Here is a 17,622-nt window from a genome sequence, read left to right on the forward strand (position 1 = left end):
TTATCTCATTTTTCTTAGATAACAATCAATTCTTTTGGAGCTAGAGTCAATAATTCGCAACCTGTCTCTGTAATGAGGATATCATCTTCAATACGGACTCCATATTTGCCTTCGATATAGATACCTGGCTCGTCTGTCAAGGTCATTCCTGCCTTAATCGTATCAGTAGAAGTTTGGCTAAAGTAAGGTTCTTCGTGAATATCAAGTCCGATACCGTGTCCGATACCGTGTGTAAAGTATTCTCCATAGCCCGCTTCCACGATAATATCACGAGGGATTTTGTCAAAGTCACGGAAACCTAGCCCCGCCTTGGCTTGGTCAATCAATGCTTGATTAGCCTTCAAAACTGTGTTGTAGATTTCTGCTTGTTCATCACTGACATGACCTAGGTAGATGGTCCGTGTCATATCACTGACATAGTGGTCGTAGAGACAGCCGAAGTCCATGGTAATGGCTTCTCCAAGCTCTACTGGCTTATGCATAGGATGAGCGTGGGGTTTGGAAGAGTTGATACCACTTGCTAGAATGGTATCAAAAGATAAGCCTGACGCTCCCAACTCACGCATACGGAAGTCTAGGAAGTTGGCAATTTCAATTTCTGTCTTACCTGGCTTGATAAAGTCAAGCGCATCACGGAAAGCCTGGTCTGAGATGGAACAAGCCTTGCGAATGGTCGCGATCTCCTTTTCATCCTTAATCATACGAAGAGATTCAACAAACTGAGTCTGTGGCAACAAGTCTATTCCCGCAAAGGCAGCCTGCATACGGTGGTAATAAGAAACCGAAATTTCATCTTCAAAACCAATCCGTGAAAGGCCCATGTCTTTTGCAATCTTTACAATAGCAGCCAACTCATCGCGGTCTGCAAAAATCTCAAAACCAGTAACTTCCTGCTTAGCAGCGATGATATAGCGGGCATCTGTCACCAAGACCTGACGGTCACGACTGATAAAGACTGTTCCATTTGAACCCCAAAATCCTGTCAAATAGTAGATATTTTTAAGGTTGTTGATAATGATTCCTTCTAATTCTTTTTCTTGCATTTTATCGAGAAATGCTTGCACACGTTTATTCATGATGTAACTTTCCTTTCAAATACTGTCCTGTATAGCTAGCTTCATTAGCAGCTACTTCCTCTGGAGTTCCTGTTGCAATGATGGTACCACCACCAACACCACCTTCTGGACCTAAATCGATGATATGGTCTGCTGTTTTGATGACATCCAGATTGTGCTCAATCACGAGAACTGTATTGCCATCATCGACAAAGCGAGACAAGACCTTCAGTAGACGCGCGATATCCTCGGTATGAAGACCAGTTGTCGGTTCATCTAGAATGTAGAAGGATTTACCGGTCGAGCGCTTATGGAGCTCGCTAGCCAGCTTCATACGCTGCGCTTCTCCTCCAGAAAGGGTGGTAGCTGGTTGCCCCAAGGTCACATAGCCTAGACCAACATCTTTGATAGTCTGGAGTTTGCGTTGAATTTTTGGAATGTGTTTGAAAAATTCTACCGCATCGTTGACGGTCATATCCAAGACTTGCGAGATATTCTTTTCCTTATAATGAACTTCAAGCGTTTCACTATTGTAGCGGGTTCCATGACAGACCTCACAAGCTACGTAAACATCTGGCAAGAAGTGCATTTCAATCTTGATAATACCGTCACCCGAGCAGGCCTCACAGCGACCACCCTTAACATTGAAGCTGAAACGACCTTTTTTGTAACCTCGAATCTTGGCTTCATTTGTCTGAGCAAAGAGGTCTCGAATGTCATCAAAGACACCTGTATAGGTTGCAGGATTGGACCTTGGTGTTCTTCCAATAGGACTCTGGTCAATATCAATCAGACGATCGATATGCTCAATCCCTGAGATAGTCTTAAACTTTCCAGGCTTGTCTGAATTGCGATTAAGCTTTTGAGCAATGGCTTTTTTGAGGATGCTATTAATGAGGGTCGACTTCCCTGAACCAGAAACACCCGTTACTGCAATGAATTTCCCTAATGGAAAGCGAGCAGTGATATTTTGCAAGTTGTTCTCACTCGCACCTGTCACTTCGATAAAACGACCATTTCCAACGCGACGCTCTGACGGCACTGGAATCGCACGTTTCCCTGACAGATATTGCCCTGTAATGGATTTACTGTTGCGAGCTACCTGCTTAGGCGTTCCTGCTGCTACAATCTCTCCACCAAAGATCCCGGCACCAGGGCCAACGTCAATCAAATAATCCGCCTCACGCATGGTGTCTTCATCGTGTTCTACCACGATGAGAGTGTTTCCCAAATCACGCATCTTTTTCAGACTGGCAATCAAACGGTCATTGTCCCTCTGGTGAAGACCGATAGACGGCTCATCTAAGATATAGAGGACTCCTGAGAGATTGGAACCAATCTGGGTTGCCAAGCGAATACGTTGGCTCTCCCCACCTGATAATGTTCCTGCAGAACGGGATAACGTTAAATAGTTAAGACCGACATTATTGAGGAAGGTCAAGCGATCCTTGATTTCCTTAAGAATCGGACGAGCGATGATAGCTTCATTTTCAGATAGGCTTAGTTGATCAATAACCTCCAAATGGTCTGCGATAGAGAGGTCTGAAACTTCTCCGATATGGAGTCCTTTTTCTCCTCCTACTCGAACAGATAAGGCCTGGTCATTAAGACGATAACCGTGACAAGTACCACAGGTTAGCTCATTCATATAAAGGCGCATCTGTGTGCGGGTATAGTCGCTATTGGTTTCATGATAGCGACGCTTGATATTCCCTATAACACCTTCAAAAGGAATGTCGATGTCACGAACTCCGCCGAATTCATTTTCGTAGTGGAAATGGAATTCTTTCCCATCTGAACCATAGAAAATGAGATGTTTATCCGCCTCTGACAAGTCCTCAAAAGGAGTATCCATATCCACTCCAAAGGCTGTCATGGCTTGTTCTAGCATATTTGGATAATAGTTAGAAGAGATGGGGTTCCAAGGCGCTAAAGCTCCCTCACGAAGAGTCTTGCTAGCATCTGGTACGACTAAGTCCGTATCAACCTCTAGCTTGATCCCCAAACCATCACACTCACTACAAGAACCAAACGGAGCATTGAAGGAGAAAAGACGAGGTTCTAGTTCTGGAACGGTAAAGCCGCAGACTGGACAGGCATAGTGTTCTGAAAAGAGCATCTCTGAATCATCCATGGTATCGATAACTACATAACCTTCTGCGATACGAAGGGCTGCTTCAATGGAATCAAAGAGACGACTACGGATACCTTCCTTGATGATGATACGGTCTACCACCACATCGATATTATGTTGCTTATTTTTTTCAAGTTCAGGAACTTCGGTCACATCGTAAACAACTCCATCTACACGGGCACGGACGTAACCATCCTTTTGAATTTTTTCAATCAGAGTCTTATGTTGCCCTTTTTTCTTACGAATGACAGGAGCCAAAATCTGCAGACGCTGACGCTCCGGCAATTCCAAAACCTTGTCTACAATCTGCTCTACAGACGAAGCCTTGATAGCCCCATGTCCATTGATACAGTAGGGTATTCCTACACGAGCATAAAGGAGACGTAGGTAGTCGTTGATTTCAGTCGTAGTACCAACCGTTGAGCGAGGGTTTTTACTAGTCGTTTTCTGGTCAATAGAAATGGCAGGGCTAAGACCATCGATAGAGTCCACATCTGGTTTCTCCATATTCCCTAAGAACTGACGAGCGTAGGCTGATAGACTCTCTACATAGCGACGTTGCCCTTCTGCATAAAGGGTATCAAAGGCAAGACTAGACTTGCCCGAACCCGATAGCCCCGTCACCACAACTAGTTTGTCACGTGGAATTTCCACATCAATATTTTTTAAATTATGGGCGCGTGCCCCATAGATGACAATCTTATCTTGCATGTTACTTCTTTCTAGTCCATTGTTGCTTTCCATTATACCAAAAAAAGTGAAATTCTATTACCAAAAAAGCCGAATTTGTAGTATAATAGTACGGTGCTAAAAATCACTTAAACACAGAATAGATTAGGAAAGGATAGGAGATATGAAACAAGTCTTTCTCTCAACAACAACTGAATTCAAAGAGATCGATACGCTCCAGCCGGGCACTTGGATCAATCTCGTCAATCCTACCCAAAGCGAATCGATGGAAATTGCTTCTGCATTTGATATTGATATCGCGGACCTCCGTGCACCACTCGATGCGGAAGAAATGTCTCGTATCACGATTGAAGATGAATACACTCTGATCATCGTGGACGTTCCCATTACTGAAGAGAGAAATAATCGCACCTACTATGTGACTATCCCCTTAGGGATTATCATCACAGAAGAGGCCATTATTACCACTTGTTTGGAATCTCTACCGCTTCTAGATATCTTCATCAACCGTAGACTTCGGAATTTCTACACCTTTATGCGTTCTCGCTTTATCTTTCAAATCCTATACCGAAACGCTGAAATATACCTGACAGCCCTTCGTTCAATTGAACGTAAGAGTGACCAGATTGAAAGCCAACTACATCAATCTACTCGAAATGAAGAACTGATTGAACTCATGGAGTTGGAAAAGACCATCGTCTACTTTAAAGCCTCTCTTAAGACAAATGAGCGCGTGATTAAAAAGTTGACCAGCGCAACTAGTAATATTAAAAAATACCTTGAGGACGAAGACCTGCTGGAAGATACCTTGATTGAAACCCAACAGGCCATCGAGATGGCAGACATTTATGGAAATATCTTGCACTCAATGACAGATACCTTTGCATCAATCATTTCAAACAACCAGAATAATATCATGAAAACCTTGGCCCTTGTGACCATCGTTATGTCTATCCCAACCATGATCTTCTCGGCTTACGGTATGAACTTTAAAGACAATGAAATCCCTCTAAACGGGGAACCAAACGCTTTCTGGCTCATCGTCTTTATCGCCTTCGCTCTGAGTGTTTCTCTCACTCTCTATCTCATCCATAAAAAATGGTTCTAAACAGGAGTTATTATGTCACAGATTGATTTAAAAGAATTAACAAAGAAAAACCAGGAATTTATCCATATTGCAACCCAGCAATTTCTCAAGGACGGAAAAACAGATGCTGAAATCAAGGCTATCCTTGAAGAAGTCATTCCTCATATCCTCGAAGAACAACCAAAAGGAGTGACTGCCCGCTCTATCTACGGAGCGCCAACTCACTGGGCTCACAGCTTCAGCGAAAAAGAACAATACGAAAAAGAACATCCAAAGGAAAATGATGATCCAAAATTGATGATGTTGGATTCAGCCCTTTTCATCACAGGATTGTTTGCAGTAGTGAGTGCCTTGATGAGCTTCTTCTCAAACCAGCCAGTAGCTTACGGCTTGGTAACACTTATCAGTGTAGGGGCCTTTGGTGGAGTTGCCTTCTACCTTCTCTATCACTTCATCTACCGCTACTACGGACCAGATACTGATCGCAGTCAACGCCCACCATTCTGGAAATCACTCTTGGTTATGTTAGCAACCATGTTTGCCTGGGTCTTCATCCTCTTCTTGAGTAACTTCCTTCCACAAGCCATCAACATCAGCTTACCACCTCTTGTTTTGTTGGTCATTGGAGGAGCTCTCCTTGCCCTACGTTTCTACCTCAAAAAACGTTTCAACATCAAGAGCGCAAGTGCAGGACCAGCTAGATATTAAGATAGAATCAAAAGCAACCACATCGAGCGGTTGCTTTTTTATGTATGACATTAAGACAGGGCTACATTGATCAAGGCGAGGCTATTGCCTAACATATGAATCAGTAAGGGATAGTAAATATTCTCCTTTTCTTTCACATAAATAATAGAAAAGGCAAGCCCACCACCTAGGTATCCGACTGCACCAATCCACTCTGACAAGCTTAAATTATGCATATGAGTCAGGGCAAAGACAAGTCCTACCAGAATAATGCTTAGTAAACCTGGCAACCGTTTCTGCAAGTAATGCAATAAGAGCTGACGGAAAAAGAGTTCTTCCACCAAAGGTCCAATGATACAGGCGAAAATCGCTATCAGTAATGGTTGCTCTTGAAAGGTGCTTTGAATATTAGACTGATTTAGGCCTTGTCCGTCCAGTTCTAAAAACTGTCTCAACATTCCTGATATAAAGCCAAAGAAAACAGTCATCAAAATGAGAAAGAGCCAGCCTTTTAAAGCTCCAAAGAAGAATTTTAATTTAGTTTTTCTGATCTCATTCCATTGTTGGATTAATTTATCCTTGAACAAGAAAGAGCCATATAGAGCTAATATGACATAAACTAGATAATTTGCAATGGCAGATGGCATCAAAGAAGCCAGCCATTTAACGCCATCAAGCACAAAAAGAACTATATAGAGTATCGCAAAAATTAGAATTCCCTTATTTTTGTTAGACATCATTTAAGCCCCTTCCATTCACAATCATTCTCGTGGTCATCAACCAGACCTGCAGCCTGTAGAAAAGACAAGACCGCAACTGGCCCAGTGAACTTAAAGCCTCGTTTTTTGAGATCTTTGGATAATTTCTCAGATAGAGCTGTTTTGGCAGGCGCCTGGCTGTAGTCAGGCACATCATTGACGATGGTTTCCCCCTCAACAAAAGACCAGAGATAGGCATCAAAAGAACCAAACTCTGCCTGGACTTGTAGAAAGGCTTGGGCGTTTGCACGTGTCGCAAAAATCTTAGCTCGATTTCGGATGATAGCCGGATTGTTTATCAAAGCTTCCAATTCAGAGTCGGTCATGTCTGCGACCGCTTGAATTTGATAGCCATGAAAGACTTCTCGGAAGGCTTGGCGTTTATTGAGCACCGTTTCCCAAGACAGGCCTGCCTGATAAGTCTCCATACAGAGCAACTCAAAAAGAGCCTGGTCATCATGGAGAGGTTGCCCCCACTCTTCATCATGGTAGGCTACATATAACGGGTTGTTCATTTTAACCCAACCACAGCGTTTTGTCATATAAATCTCCTATTTGACCAACATCTTCAGAGCAGACTTGATATAGTTTTCAGCAGTATCTGAAGTTCCTTCAAAGAATTTCTTGATTTTCTTGAGCTCGGTTGCCTTGTAGCCCAGTGCCAACATGGCTTCCATAGCTTCTTCCAGTTCTTGGTTTTCAGCACTGGCTTGTACTGCCACTTTAGCAGGAAGATCATCACTAGCCACGACTACCTTGCCTTCTAGATCCAATATCATCTGTTGGGCTGTTTTCTTACCAATCTTCGGAAACTTGGTCAAGTAGGTGATATTCTTAGTCTCGATGGCTTGAACCAAGCCAGCATTGTCATCGGCAGCAATAATAGCAAGAGCTGATACAGGTCCAATACCTGAGACCGAAATCAGACTGAGAAAGAGCTTCTTCTCATCTTCTGAGCGAAAGCCATAAAGTAGATGGGCATCCTCACGAATGACTTGATGCACATAAATCTGAGTTTCTTGATTAACCTTACCTGAGTAAGCATAAGGATTGGCTACATGCAGGATATAACCGATACCATTTGCCTCAAGAACGATATATTTAGCAGTGATTTTGGTAATGATTCCTTTAAGATATTCGTACATAATTTTTCTCCATTATTTTGCCTATCTAGTATACCATATTTCCCCAAGACAGACTGCAACAAAAGGTGCAACCTCTGGTTGACAAATAGTACAGGAGATTGTATTCTCATTATAAGTAAAAATTGTTAGGATAGAAGTAGAAAAAGGAGGATAGAATGATGAAACTCGCAGAAAAACTATTTGAGCTCAGAAAGGAAAAAGGTTGGTCCCAGGAAAAGCTAGCTGAACAAATCAATGTTTCTCGGCAAAGCATCTCCAAATGGGAGTCTGGACAAGTCCTTCCTGAAATCGAAAAAATCATTGAATTAAGCAAGATTTTTCAAGTGACAACTGACTATCTACTAGTGGATGAAAACTCTGAAAAAGGTTCCACAGCAGTGATTTTGGAGGAAGACAAGGACAAATACTATAAAGAAGTTAAATCCTTTGGTCTCTGGCAAGTGATTTATATTTTCGTATTGGCTTTGGCCATCTATCTCTTTTTAGCTGGTTCTAGTTTTCCAGCCGAATTCACCGCTTGGATCTGGCTAACCTTCGTTCTCTTAATCGCTTCTGCAATTGCTATCAATAAGGCTCTCAAAACTAAGCAGCGTTATCTTGATAAGATAATTTGTCTTGAGAATCCTTCAGACAAAGACGACTCTACAAAACCTTGAATCACCTAATTCAGTTTTCGCAACATTTTTTAGAACCAGTCTTGTCAAGCAAGTGTAAACCTCATGTCAAGTTGACCATGTCCAATCAAGATTCCACCTTAGAAAAACTAAAAAGCCTTGTTCTAAACGGAACAAAGGCTTTTGTATTCTTAATATTTCCCCAACTCTCGGAGGCTAGTATGATTTTCCTGAATGCGACGGAACATCTTTTCCATGTCCGACTTGGTGAAGTGCACCAAAACAGGACGTCCGTGTGGACAGTTGTAGGGGTTGTCACATTGAGAGAGTTGGTAGAGAAGCTGTCTAGCTGAGTGGTCATCTATACGATGGTTAGCCTTGATAGACCGCTTGCAGGACATCATGATGGCTAGCTCTGCTCGATATTTCTTGATAGAAACTTCCTTGGTCAAGAGGAGCATGTCGCATATCTCATAGATTCCAGACTCAATCTCTTCTTCTGCCATCCAAATCGGATGTTCACGCAGGATAAATTGATTTTCCCCGTACTCTGCTAGAAAGACGCCAACTTCCTCTAAAAGATACATTCTTTCTTTGAGACGAAGGGCATCATCTGCAGGGAATTCAAAAATATAGGGCACTAGGAGTTGTTGCTGGCTCTGGTCAACATTGCCAATGCTCTCACGGTATTCCTCATATTTGACCCGTTCCTGAGCCGCATGCTGGTCTATGATGTAAAGGCCATCTCGACCTTGGGCAAAGAGATAGGTCCCGTGCATTTGTCCGAAAAATTCCAACTCTGGGAAGCTTGAAGATTCTTCTCGCTCTAGCTTGTCATAAGCCTTATCCAAACTAGCTAAGTCTAACTCTGGATGATCTAGTTGGTCGTAGTTGGTTGGCTTTCTTTCTGCAAAATGCAGTTTGGCCGGCTTGGTCATCTGGTCCAAGGTTTCCTTGGCAAACAGGCTCAAATCCTGTCTTTCTTCAGCCAGATTCACCTGATGGTCTGCTACCTCAGCTTGAGTCGGTCTTGTCGGCTCCGTTTTTTCATAATAAAGGGTGTTTTCTATCAGTGGCAAAGTGGTTTGCTCTACTTTTTCACGATTGCGAACAGTAGATTTTGCCAGATTTTCCAAGGCATCTGGAATCAAGGTCTGCTCTTTGAGACTCTTTGCGATAGCTTCTGAAACCAGCGCCATCAGCTCTCTTTCCTTGGAAATTCGGACCTCTTGCTTGGTTGGGTGCACATTGACATCGGCTAAGTAAGGGTCAATATGGATATGAATAACAGCCAGCGGAAAACGTCCCACCATAAGCTTGCTGCCGTAGCCATCTAAAATAGCACGATTGAGTAGGAAGTTTTTAATGTAACGGCCATTGATAAAAAGGCTGATATAGTTGCGATTAGCCCGTGTCAATTCAGGCAATGAGACAAAACCTGAAATTTCAAAATCAAGGTCAGAGTTCTCAATTTCAATCATCTTTTTGGCACTGGCTAAACCATAAATCCCAGCAATAGCCTGGCGCAGTTGACCCGTACCAGCTGTTCGTGTCATCTCCTTGCCATCGCTAATCAAACTAAAGGAAATCTCCGGATGAGCCAGCCCCAGACGGTTGACAATATCAATGATGTGGGACAACTCTGCCTGCTGGCTCTTCATATACTTGAGACGGGCAGGTGTGTTGAAAAAGAGGTCTTCCACACAAACCTTGGTCCCAACAGGACTGGTCGCTGGAGTAATTTCTTCGATTTGACCCCCACGAGCTACTAACTTGGTCCCATGGCTGGCACCTTCCACCGCAGTCAACAGAGTTAAGACACTGACAGATGCAATAGAAGGTAGAGCCTCACCACGAAAACCAAGTGTCCGAATTCGAAAGAGGTCTGCTTGATTTTTTATCTTACTTGTCGCATGACGACGCAGGGCCAACTCTACCTCGTCATGGGCAATCCCGTGTCCATTATCTGTAATTTGGATTTTCTTAAGCCCAGCTTCTTCAATCTCAACGATAATCTGGCTAGAGCCAGCATCAATGGCATTTTCAACCAACTCTTTGACAACACTGGCAGGGCGTTCGATAACCTCTCCTGCCGCGATTTGATTGGCTAAAACTTCTGGCAATTCAATAATATGAGACATCTTTCAGCCCCTTTCTTAACTATTTTTATCTATTTCTCTGAAAATAATACTCTTCAAAAATCTCTTCAAACCACGTCAGCTTCCATCTGCAACCTCAAAACGGTGTTTTGAGCAACCTGCGGCTAGCTTCCTAGTTTGCTCTTTGATTTTCATTGAGTATAAGCTAGTGCTATTATACCATATTTTACTCGTTTCCAAAAAAGTCCAAGCAGCAACTTTCTCCCCTAAGATACTAGGCTATTTCCTGACTTTGTGGTACAATAGGTAGAAACAATATTTTATAAAGGAGAAAAGACACATGCACATTTTTGATGAGCTAAAAGAGCGTGGTTTGATTTTTCAAACGACTGATGAAGAAGCTTTGCGTAAAGCCCTAGAAGAAGGTCAAGTTTCTTATTATACTGGCTACGATCCAACTGCTGACAGCCTTCACCTCGGTCACCTTGTCGCAATCTTGACAAGTCGTCGTTTGCAATTAGCAGGTCACAAACCTTATGCGCTCGTTGGCGGTGCTACAGGTCTCATTGGAGATCCGTCCTTCAAAGATGCTGAGCGTAGTCTCCAAACAAAAGACACAGTAGATGGCTGGGTCAAGTCTATCCAAGGGCAACTTTCTCGTTTTCTTGACTTTGAAAATGGGGAAAATAAAGCTGTCATGGTCAACAACTACGACTGGTTTGGCAGCATCAGCTTCATTGACTTCCTCCGTGATATCGGAAAATACTTCACTGTCAACTACATGATGAGCAAGGAGTCTGTGAAGAAACGGATTGAAACAGGGATTTCTTACACTGAGTTCGCTTACCAAATCATGCAAGGATATGACTTCTACGTCCTTAACCAAGAGCACAATGTTACCCTGCAAATTGGTGGATCTGACCAATGGGGAAACATGACAGCTGGTACGGAGTTGCTTCGTCGTAAAGCTGACAAGACTGGTCACGTAATTACTGTTCCACTGATTACAGACGCAACCGGTAAGAAATTTGGTAAATCAGAAGGAAACGCAGTTTGGCTCAATCCTGAAAAGACTTCTCCATACGAAATGTACCAATTCTGGATGAACGTCATGGACGCTGACGCTGTTCGCTTCTTGAAAATCTTTACTTTCTTGTCATTAGACGAGATTGAAGACATCCGCAAACAATTCGAAGCAGCACCACACGAACGCTTGGCTCAAAAAGTCCTGGCTCGTGAAGTCGTGACTCTTGTTCACGGAGAAGAAGCCTACAAAGAAGCCCTTAACATCACTGAGCAACTCTTTGCTGGAAACATCAAAAACCTTTCTGTCAAAGAACTCAAACAAGGACTTCGTGGAGTACCAAACTACCAAGTACAAGCAGACGAAAACCACAATATCGTGGAACTCCTTGTATCTTCTGGCGTGGTCAATTCAAAACGCCAAGCCCGTGAAGACGTTCAAAACGGAGCTATCTACGTCAACGGTGACCGTATCCAAGACCTTGACTATGTTTTGAGCGACGCAGACAAGCTCGAAAACGAACTCACTGTTATCCGCCGCGGTAAGAAAAAATACTTTGTGTTGACTTACTAAACTGTTCAACATTTATCTATAAATAAAGGAGTTAACCTCAAGAAAGGTAACTCCTTTTCGTTGTTGATAAGCACATCTATCTAGCCTTAATAGACAAACTACGCAGGACTATGCGCAAGGTTGTTAGATTATGTAAGATAGAGAGATTTGAAGGACTGAGCCAATTAAACAAGCCAAAGCCAATCAAACTACTATTTACGACAACGGTATCTTGAATATTCTTCTTGATAAGTGTTTGCAAAGATGATGATAGCGAATCCAACTCTTGGAAGAAATCCAAGCGATTATCTAACAATAAGATATCGCTCATCTGCTTAGAAATGTCTGCACTCTCATTCATCACCACACCGATATCTGATAGGGTTAGAGCCGCTGAGTCATTCAATCCATCTCCAACCATCAAAATAGTGTGACCTGCTTTCTGCAGTTTCTCTACTAACTCAAACTTCCCATCAGGTTTCAAGTCTGTATAGACTTGATCAAAGGGCAAATCTTTGACTAATTCCTCTGTTCTAACCAGGGTATCCCCTGTTGCCAGAATCAATTTTTTCCCTTGTGCCTTAAGTTTCTCCAAGGCTGCTTTTGCTTCTTTTCTCAAAGGAGTATGGATGCAGAACATTCCAATCAATTCGTTCTGATATGCTAAGAATAAGAGATTGTAGTGGCTCTTATACTCTTCAATTAAAGCATTTTGTTCCGAACTGATATGAATCTGCTCATCCTGCATCAAGACATAATTACCAATAACAACTAGTTGGCCATCGATATGGGACTTAATTCCCTTGCTTGCAATATATTGGAGTTTCCCATGCATTTCCTCATGTTCAATTCCCTCTATCTCAGCTTGCTTGACAATGGCATTAGCGATAGGATGATAAATGTGTTCCTCAAGACAGGCACTGATTCTGAGAATATCTTCCTCACTATAGTCCCCAAAAGGTAACACCTTTTCAACTATAGGATAACTAGTTGTGATTGTTCCTGTCTTATCAAACAAGAAAGTATCAACTTCCAGATATTTCTCCAGAACATCCCCATCCTTAATCACCATTTCACGATTCAACCCCTCCTTGATAGCTGTTAAATAAGCTACAGGAGTAGAGATTTTCAAAGCACAGGAGAAATCGACCAATAGAAAAGAAATAGCCTTAGAAAAAGAACCTGTTAATAGGTAAGTCAGCCCAGCCCCCAAGAAATTATATTTGACGACCTTGTCCGCCATCTTGATGAAATAGCGTTGTTTCGTTTTCTTGTTTTCTTCAGATTTCTTCATTAACTCAATCAGTTGTAAAATCCGGCTGTTCATCTGATTATCGGTTACACGAATGCGCAACTCTCCAGTTTCTAATACTGTATTTGCACAAACCAAATCAGACTCTCTTTTTTCAACTGGAAAACTCTCTCCCGTCAAGGAACTTTCGTTGACCATACCTAAACCTGAAACTACTTGTCCATCAAACAGAATTTCATTTCCTTGAGATAGGACCAAGACATCTCCTATTTGAACATCGGAACTCTTGATGCTAACGACCGTATCCCCCTGTACTAGAAATACATCGCTCTCTTTTGCAAGAAGGCTTTGTTCTAAATCTGTTGCAGTTTTTTTCAAGGACCACTGATCTAAATGATTCCCCAAATCAAGCATAAACATGATATTGCTAGCCGTCTTGGATTGGTTCATAAACAAGGACAATAAAATCGCCGAACAGTCCAGGACCTCCATCGTTAGTTCCTTACGCGCTAGTGTTTGATAAGCTTCTCTAATATAGCCAAAAGCCTGATAACAAGTCCATATATAGCGAATAGGATACGGCACAAAACTACGAAAAAGTATACGCTTAATCGCTGCACCCGAAACAATAGAATAAGCACTCTCTTCTCTACGAATGGGAAGAGTCATCAACTCAGAAACTTTCCCCTTATCAATCCTTTTTAAAAAGGCTTCTGCATTATCTAATACAGAAAAGCCTTCTTTTATGCGTAGAGTAAAGTGCTGTTGATCCATGTAAAACTGGATAGACTCAATCCCCTTTTCATCTCTCACCAAGGAACGAAGATAGTCTTGAATATCCAAGGTGAGTGAAAAAGAAGATGATAGTCGGATATGTTGGTATCCTCTATGTAGCACTTTAAAAGACATATTATTCCCCTATAAGGCTATCTAATTGCTCTTCTTTTTTCTCTTGCTCGTACAAATATTTGGCATCTTGCAAGACATCATCTCCATGTTGCTTCACAACAGAAACAGATGCATCTAGCTCGTCTTTTAACTTATAAGCCTTAGCCAAAGCTTTAGAATAACCTTTTTTAGCTTCCTTACTTGCCAAAATTTTCAAACCAAGGGTACCAAATGCGACACCACCCAAAAAGAGTGATGATTTTTTCGCAACTTTTGCGACGCTTAATACTTCTTTTAACATAGTCGTTTCCTCCTTATCATTATTATATAGCAATTTAGATATAAAAGCAATTCCATTCTATGGATTAAAGAATTGGATTTATTTCTATTGAATCTCATATCTACATACTCCTATACTTGCTTTCGCTTGCCTCTTTTGCTAGACTTAAACTATGAATACAAACCTCAAACCCAAACTTCAGCGTTTTGCTTCTGCGACTGCCTTTGTCTGCCCTATCTGCCAAGAAAACCTGGCCTTGGTAGAGTCTAGCCTCAAGTGCAGCAACCGCCATTCTTTTGATCTGGCAAAATTCGGCTATGTCAATCTGGCACCGCAAATCAAGCAATCCACCAACTACGACAAGGAAAATTTTCAAAACCGTCAGCAAATCCTAGAAGCTGGGTTTTATCAGAATATCTTAAAAGGCATCTCGGACATACTAGCGACTAAACCATCCGCAAAAACAGTCTTGGATATTGGTTGTGGCGAAGGCTTCTACTCTCGTAAACTCCAAGAAAGTCACTCTGATAAAACCTTCTATGCCTTTGACATTTCAAAGGACTCTGTCCAAATCGCTGCCAAGAGCGACGCCAACTGGGCAGTCAATTGGTTTGTCGGCGACCTGGCTCGACTTCCTATAAAAGACGCCAGCATGGGTATCCTGCTTGATATCTTCTCGCCTGCCCATTATGGAGAATTTCGCCGCGTTTTATCCAAAAATGGCATCTTGATCAAGGTCATCCCAACTGAAAATCACCTCAAGGAAATCCGTCAAAAGATTCAAGACCAACTGACAAAGAAGGACTATTCCAACCAAGATATCAAGGATCATTTCCAGGAACACTTCATCATCCAATCTCGTCAAATAGCCTCCCTGACCAAACCCATCTCAGCGGAGCAACGCCAAGCCCTGCTCAGCATGACGCCTCTTCTCTTTCACGTCGATCAAAGTAAGATTGACTGGAGCCAACTGACAGAGGTTACCATCGAAGCAGAGATTCTAGTTGGGAAAGTACGGTAAATTAGTTTAAATATGAAAAAACGCACCTTTTTAAGATGCGTTGTTTTATAGTCTTGTGCAAAGAATCTTAGTTCAAGTGCCAGATATCTTCGTTATACTGAGCGATTGTACGGTCAGATGAGAAGAATCCTGCTTTAGAAATGTTAACGATGACTTTATCCAACCATGCGTCACGGTCTTCGTAGTCAGCAAGCATTTGCTCTTTCACCTTGATGTAGTCTTCCAAGTCAAGAAGAGTCATGAACCAGTCTTTGTTGATCAACTCGTTGTAAAGACGTTCCAAGCGTTCTTTCTTACCTACTGCAAGAACAGCGTCGCTCACGATGAAGTCAACCAATGGCTTGATAGCTTCACGTGCATAGAATTCGCTTGATTTGTAAGCTTCTTTTGCGTAAAGGTCGATAACAGTTTCAGAATCTTCACCGAAGATGTAGATGTTTTCGTCGCCAACCAACTCAGCGATTTCCACGTTAGCACCGTCCATAGTACCAAGAGTCAAAGCTCCGTTCAACATGAATTTCATGTTACCAGTACCTGAAGCTTCTTTAGAAGCAAGTGAGATTTGTTCTGAGATGTCACATGCTGGGATGAGGAAGCTTGCTGCAGTAACGTTGTAGTTTTCAACCATTACGACTTGCAAGTGTGGAGCTACTGCTGGGTCGTTCGCAATCACTTCTGACAAGCAAAGGATCAAGTGGATGATGTCTTGGGCGATTGTGTAGGCAGGAGCTGCTTTACCACCAAAGAATACTGTGATTGGACGAGCAGGGATATTACCAGCCTTGATGTCCAAGTATTTGTGAATCACATACAATGCGTTCATTTGTTGGCGTTTGTACTCGTGAAGACGTTTGATTTGGATATCAAAGATAGAGTTTGTATTGATTTCCACACCTTGGTGTTCTTTCAAGTGACGAGCCAATTTACGTTTGTTGTGAGCTTTGATGCTTTCCAATTTTTCTTTGACAGCAGCCTTGTCTTCATATGAGAGAAGGTCTTCCAACTTAGAAGCATCGTGGTGCCAATCGCGTCCAAGAATCTCATCCAAGTAGTGAGACAAGCTTGGGTTGGCATGCATGAGCCAACGGCGGAATGTGATACCGTTTGTTTTGTTGTTGAATTTTTCTGGGTAGATCTCGTAGAAAGCTTTCAACTCAGAGTTCTTCAAGATTTCAGTGTGGAGTGCTGCTACCCCGTTAACACTGTATCCATAGTGAATATCCATGTGAGCCATGTGAACACGTCCGCTCTCATCGATAATTTGAACAGCTGGGTCTTTGTATTCTGCTTTAACACGGCGATCCAATTCTTTGATGATTGGTACCAAGTGAGGAACCACTTCTTCCAAGAATTCAAGAGGCCATTTTTCAAGGGCTTCCGCAAGGATTGTGTGGTTGGTATAAGCAGTCATGCTACGAACGATAGAGATTGCTTCATCAAGTTCGATACCACGTTCAGTCAAAAGACGAATCAATTCAGGAATCACCATTGATGGGTGAGTATCATTGATTTGTACAACTGCGTAGTCAGCAAGGTCGTGCAAGTTGCTTCCTTTTTCGATCGCTTCGTCGATGATCAATTGCGCACCGTTTGAAACCATGAAGTATTGTTGGAAGATACGGAGCAATTCACCTTGACGGTCACTATCATCTGGGTAAAGGAAAAGAGTCAAGTTGCGAGCGATGTCTGTCTTGTCAAAGTTGATACCATCTTTGATGATTGAAGAGTCAACTGAGTCCAAATCAAACAAACGCAAGCGGTTTTTAGTCGCTGTTTTGTAACCAGGTACATCGATATCGTAAAGGGTAGATGTCAATGTAAAGTGTGCAAATGGCACTTGGTAGCTACGGCTTGAACGAACCAACCAGTTTTGGTCAGTCAACCAAGCGTTAGGAATGGTTTCTTGTTGGTTGTTTTTAAGAACTTGTTGAAAAAGACCGAAGTGGTAGTTCAAACCAACCCCATCACCGTTCAAACCAAGTGTAGCGATTGAGTCGATAAAGCAAGCTGCTAAACGTCCCAAACCACCATTACCAAGTGATGGTTCCAATTCTACTTCTTCGATTTCGATCAACTCTTTACCTGCATCAGCAAGTTCTTTCTTAACTTCGTCATAAAGACCAAGGTTAATCAAGTTGTTAGACAAGAGTTTACCAATCAAGAACTCAGCTGAGATGTAGTAAACTTTCTTCTTACCAGTGTTGACTGGTTTTTGGCTACTTGCAAGCTTGCTGTAGTTAAGAAGAGCAAGGTAAAGCTCTTCGTTACTACATTCTGCGATCGATTTATTGTAACGATTTTGTACAAATTCTTTTAATGGTAACATTTTTGTGTCT

Annotated in this window: 14 protein-coding genes; 5 read left to right on the forward strand and 9 right to left on the reverse strand. The window is 42.2% G+C overall.

The genetic code is table 11. The features are described from left to right. Positions 1-14: 14 nt before the first annotated feature. Together NGI26_RS05950 and uvrA are read right to left on the reverse strand one after the other, a co-directional pair. Entirely contained in the window at positions 15-1,076 is a 1,062-nt protein-coding gene (locus tag NGI26_RS05950) for a M24 family metallopeptidase (protein WP_251937537.1), read from the reverse strand. Continuing rightward, the gene (gene uvrA, locus NGI26_RS05955) at positions 1,069-3,900 is read right to left on the reverse strand and encodes an excinuclease ABC subunit UvrA (RefSeq protein WP_251937539.1); all 2,832 of its coding nucleotides are present in this window, start codon (positions 3,898-3,900) and stop codon (positions 1,069-1,071) included. Before uvrA ends, NGI26_RS05950 begins: the two co-directional genes overlap by 8 nt. A gap of 142 nt (positions 3,901-4,042) precedes the next feature. Between uvrA and NGI26_RS05960 the strand changes: the two genes are divergently transcribed. Together NGI26_RS05960 and NGI26_RS05965 are read left to right on the forward strand one after the other, a co-directional pair. Further along, the gene (locus NGI26_RS05960) at positions 4,043-4,987 is read left to right on the forward strand and encodes a magnesium transporter CorA family protein (protein ID WP_251937541.1); all 945 of its coding nucleotides are present in this window, start codon (positions 4,043-4,045) and stop codon (positions 4,985-4,987) included. A gap of 12 nt (positions 4,988-4,999) precedes the next feature. Further along, positions 5,000-5,674: a DUF1129 domain-containing protein gene (locus NGI26_RS05965; RefSeq protein WP_006146142.1), complete on the forward strand. Its 675-nt coding sequence runs from the start codon at positions 5,000-5,002 to the stop codon at positions 5,672-5,674. Between the two features lie 50 nt (positions 5,675-5,724). Here NGI26_RS05965 and NGI26_RS05970 read toward each other — a convergent pair whose 3' ends face one another. Genes NGI26_RS05970 through ruvA form a run of 3 tightly spaced genes read right to left on the reverse strand, consistent with a single transcriptional unit; the run spans position 5,725 to position 7,556 of the window. Beyond that, positions 5,725-6,393 carry a CPBP family intramembrane glutamic endopeptidase gene (locus NGI26_RS05970; protein WP_251937545.1) on the reverse strand — a complete coding sequence of 223 codons (669 nt, stop codon included), beginning with the start codon at positions 6,391-6,393 and terminating at the stop codon, positions 5,725-5,727. Then, positions 6,390-6,953: a DNA-3-methyladenine glycosylase I gene (locus NGI26_RS05975; RefSeq protein WP_251937548.1), complete on the reverse strand. Its 564-nt coding sequence runs from the start codon at positions 6,951-6,953 to the stop codon at positions 6,390-6,392. Before NGI26_RS05975 ends, NGI26_RS05970 begins: the two co-directional genes overlap by 4 nt. Before the next feature lie 9 nt (positions 6,954-6,962). After that, positions 6,963-7,556 carry a Holliday junction branch migration protein RuvA gene (ruvA, locus tag NGI26_RS05980; protein ID WP_251937551.1) on the reverse strand — a complete coding sequence of 198 codons (594 nt, stop codon included), beginning with the start codon at positions 7,554-7,556 and terminating at the stop codon, positions 6,963-6,965. A 158-nt stretch (positions 7,557-7,714) separates the two neighbouring features. Between ruvA and NGI26_RS05985 the strand changes: the two genes are divergently transcribed. Further along, the gene (locus NGI26_RS05985) at positions 7,715-8,212 is read left to right on the forward strand and encodes a helix-turn-helix domain-containing protein (protein WP_251937818.1); all 498 of its coding nucleotides are present in this window, start codon (positions 7,715-7,717) and stop codon (positions 8,210-8,212) included. 149 nt (positions 8,213-8,361) lie between these two features. Here NGI26_RS05985 and mutL read toward each other — a convergent pair whose 3' ends face one another. Continuing rightward, positions 8,362-10,311, reverse strand: coding sequence for a DNA mismatch repair endonuclease MutL (mutL, locus tag NGI26_RS05990; protein WP_251937553.1), 1,950 nt, complete (start codon positions 10,309-10,311; stop codon positions 8,362-8,364). Between the two features lie 298 nt (positions 10,312-10,609). Here mutL and tyrS point away from each other — a divergent pair, with 298 nt between their 5' ends. Continuing rightward, the gene (gene tyrS, locus NGI26_RS05995) at positions 10,610-11,866 is read left to right on the forward strand and encodes a tyrosine--tRNA ligase (protein WP_075227902.1); all 1,257 of its coding nucleotides are present in this window, start codon (positions 10,610-10,612) and stop codon (positions 11,864-11,866) included. Positions 11,867-11,942: 76 nt separating this feature from the next. Here tyrS and NGI26_RS06000 read toward each other — a convergent pair whose 3' ends face one another. Together NGI26_RS06000 and NGI26_RS06005 are read right to left on the reverse strand one after the other, a co-directional pair. After that, complete coding sequence (locus NGI26_RS06000) at positions 11,943-14,006, reverse strand: heavy metal translocating P-type ATPase (protein ID WP_251937555.1); 2,064 nt, start codon at positions 14,004-14,006, stop codon at positions 11,943-11,945. A gap of 1 nt (position 14,007) precedes the next feature. Next, complete coding sequence (locus NGI26_RS06005; RefSeq protein ID WP_000910903.1) at positions 14,008-14,286, reverse strand: DUF6110 family protein; 279 nt, start codon at positions 14,284-14,286, stop codon at positions 14,008-14,010. 151 nt (positions 14,287-14,437) lie between these two features. On the opposite strand from NGI26_RS06005, the gene NGI26_RS06010 reads away from it, so the two are divergent. Then, positions 14,438-15,286, forward strand: a complete 849-nt coding sequence (locus NGI26_RS06010; protein ID WP_251937558.1) for a putative RNA methyltransferase — start codon at positions 14,438-14,440, stop codon at positions 15,284-15,286. 67 nt (positions 15,287-15,353) lie between these two features. Here NGI26_RS06010 and glgP read toward each other — a convergent pair whose 3' ends face one another. After that, the gene (glgP, locus tag NGI26_RS06015) at positions 15,354-17,612 is read right to left on the reverse strand and encodes a glycogen/starch/alpha-glucan family phosphorylase (RefSeq protein ID WP_251937579.1); all 2,259 of its coding nucleotides are present in this window, start codon (positions 17,610-17,612) and stop codon (positions 15,354-15,356) included. Positions 17,613-17,622 lie beyond the last annotated feature (10 nt).

Origin of the sequence: Streptococcus sp. Marseille-Q0941, from assembly GCF_943736975.1 — a bacterium.
GTDB lineage: Bacteria > Bacillota > Bacilli > Lactobacillales > Streptococcaceae > Streptococcus.

What these genes read in the sequence shown, in the direction of transcription:
- NGI26_RS05950 (WP_251937537.1), bottom strand. Translation starts at nt 1,076, where the DNA reads ATGAATAAACGTGTGCAAGCATTTCTCGATAAAATGCAAGAAAAAGAA.
- uvrA (WP_251937539.1), bottom strand. Translation starts at nt 3,900, where the DNA reads ATGCAAGATAAGATTGTCATCTATGGGGCACGCGCCCATAATTTAAAA.
- NGI26_RS05960 (WP_251937541.1), top strand. Translation starts at nt 4,043, where the DNA reads ATGAAACAAGTCTTTCTCTCAACAACAACTGAATTCAAAGAGATCGAT.
- NGI26_RS05965 (WP_006146142.1), top strand. Translation starts at nt 5,000, where the DNA reads ATGTCACAGATTGATTTAAAAGAATTAACAAAGAAAAACCAGGAATTT.
- NGI26_RS05970 (WP_251937545.1), bottom strand. Translation starts at nt 6,393, where the DNA reads ATGATGTCTAACAAAAATAAGGGAATTCTAATTTTTGCGATACTCTAT.
- NGI26_RS05975 (WP_251937548.1), bottom strand. Translation starts at nt 6,953, where the DNA reads ATGACAAAACGCTGTGGTTGGGTTAAAATGAACAACCCGTTATATGTA.
- ruvA (WP_251937551.1), bottom strand. Translation starts at nt 7,556, where the DNA reads ATGTACGAATATCTTAAAGGAATCATTACCAAAATCACTGCTAAATAT.
- NGI26_RS05985 (WP_251937818.1), top strand. Translation starts at nt 7,715, where the DNA reads ATGAAACTCGCAGAAAAACTATTTGAGCTCAGAAAGGAAAAAGGTTGG.
- mutL (WP_251937553.1), bottom strand. Translation starts at nt 10,311, where the DNA reads ATGTCTCATATTATTGAATTGCCAGAAGTTTTAGCCAATCAAATCGCG.
- tyrS (WP_075227902.1), top strand. Translation starts at nt 10,610, where the DNA reads ATGCACATTTTTGATGAGCTAAAAGAGCGTGGTTTGATTTTTCAAACG.
- NGI26_RS06000 (WP_251937555.1), bottom strand. Translation starts at nt 14,006, where the DNA reads ATGTCTTTTAAAGTGCTACATAGAGGATACCAACATATCCGACTATCA.
- NGI26_RS06005 (WP_000910903.1), bottom strand. Translation starts at nt 14,286, where the DNA reads ATGTTAAAAGAAGTATTAAGCGTCGCAAAAGTTGCGAAAAAATCATCA.
- NGI26_RS06010 (WP_251937558.1), top strand. Translation starts at nt 14,438, where the DNA reads ATGAATACAAACCTCAAACCCAAACTTCAGCGTTTTGCTTCTGCGACT.
- glgP (WP_251937579.1), bottom strand. Translation starts at nt 17,612, where the DNA reads ATGTTACCATTAAAAGAATTTGTACAAAATCGTTACAATAAATCGATC.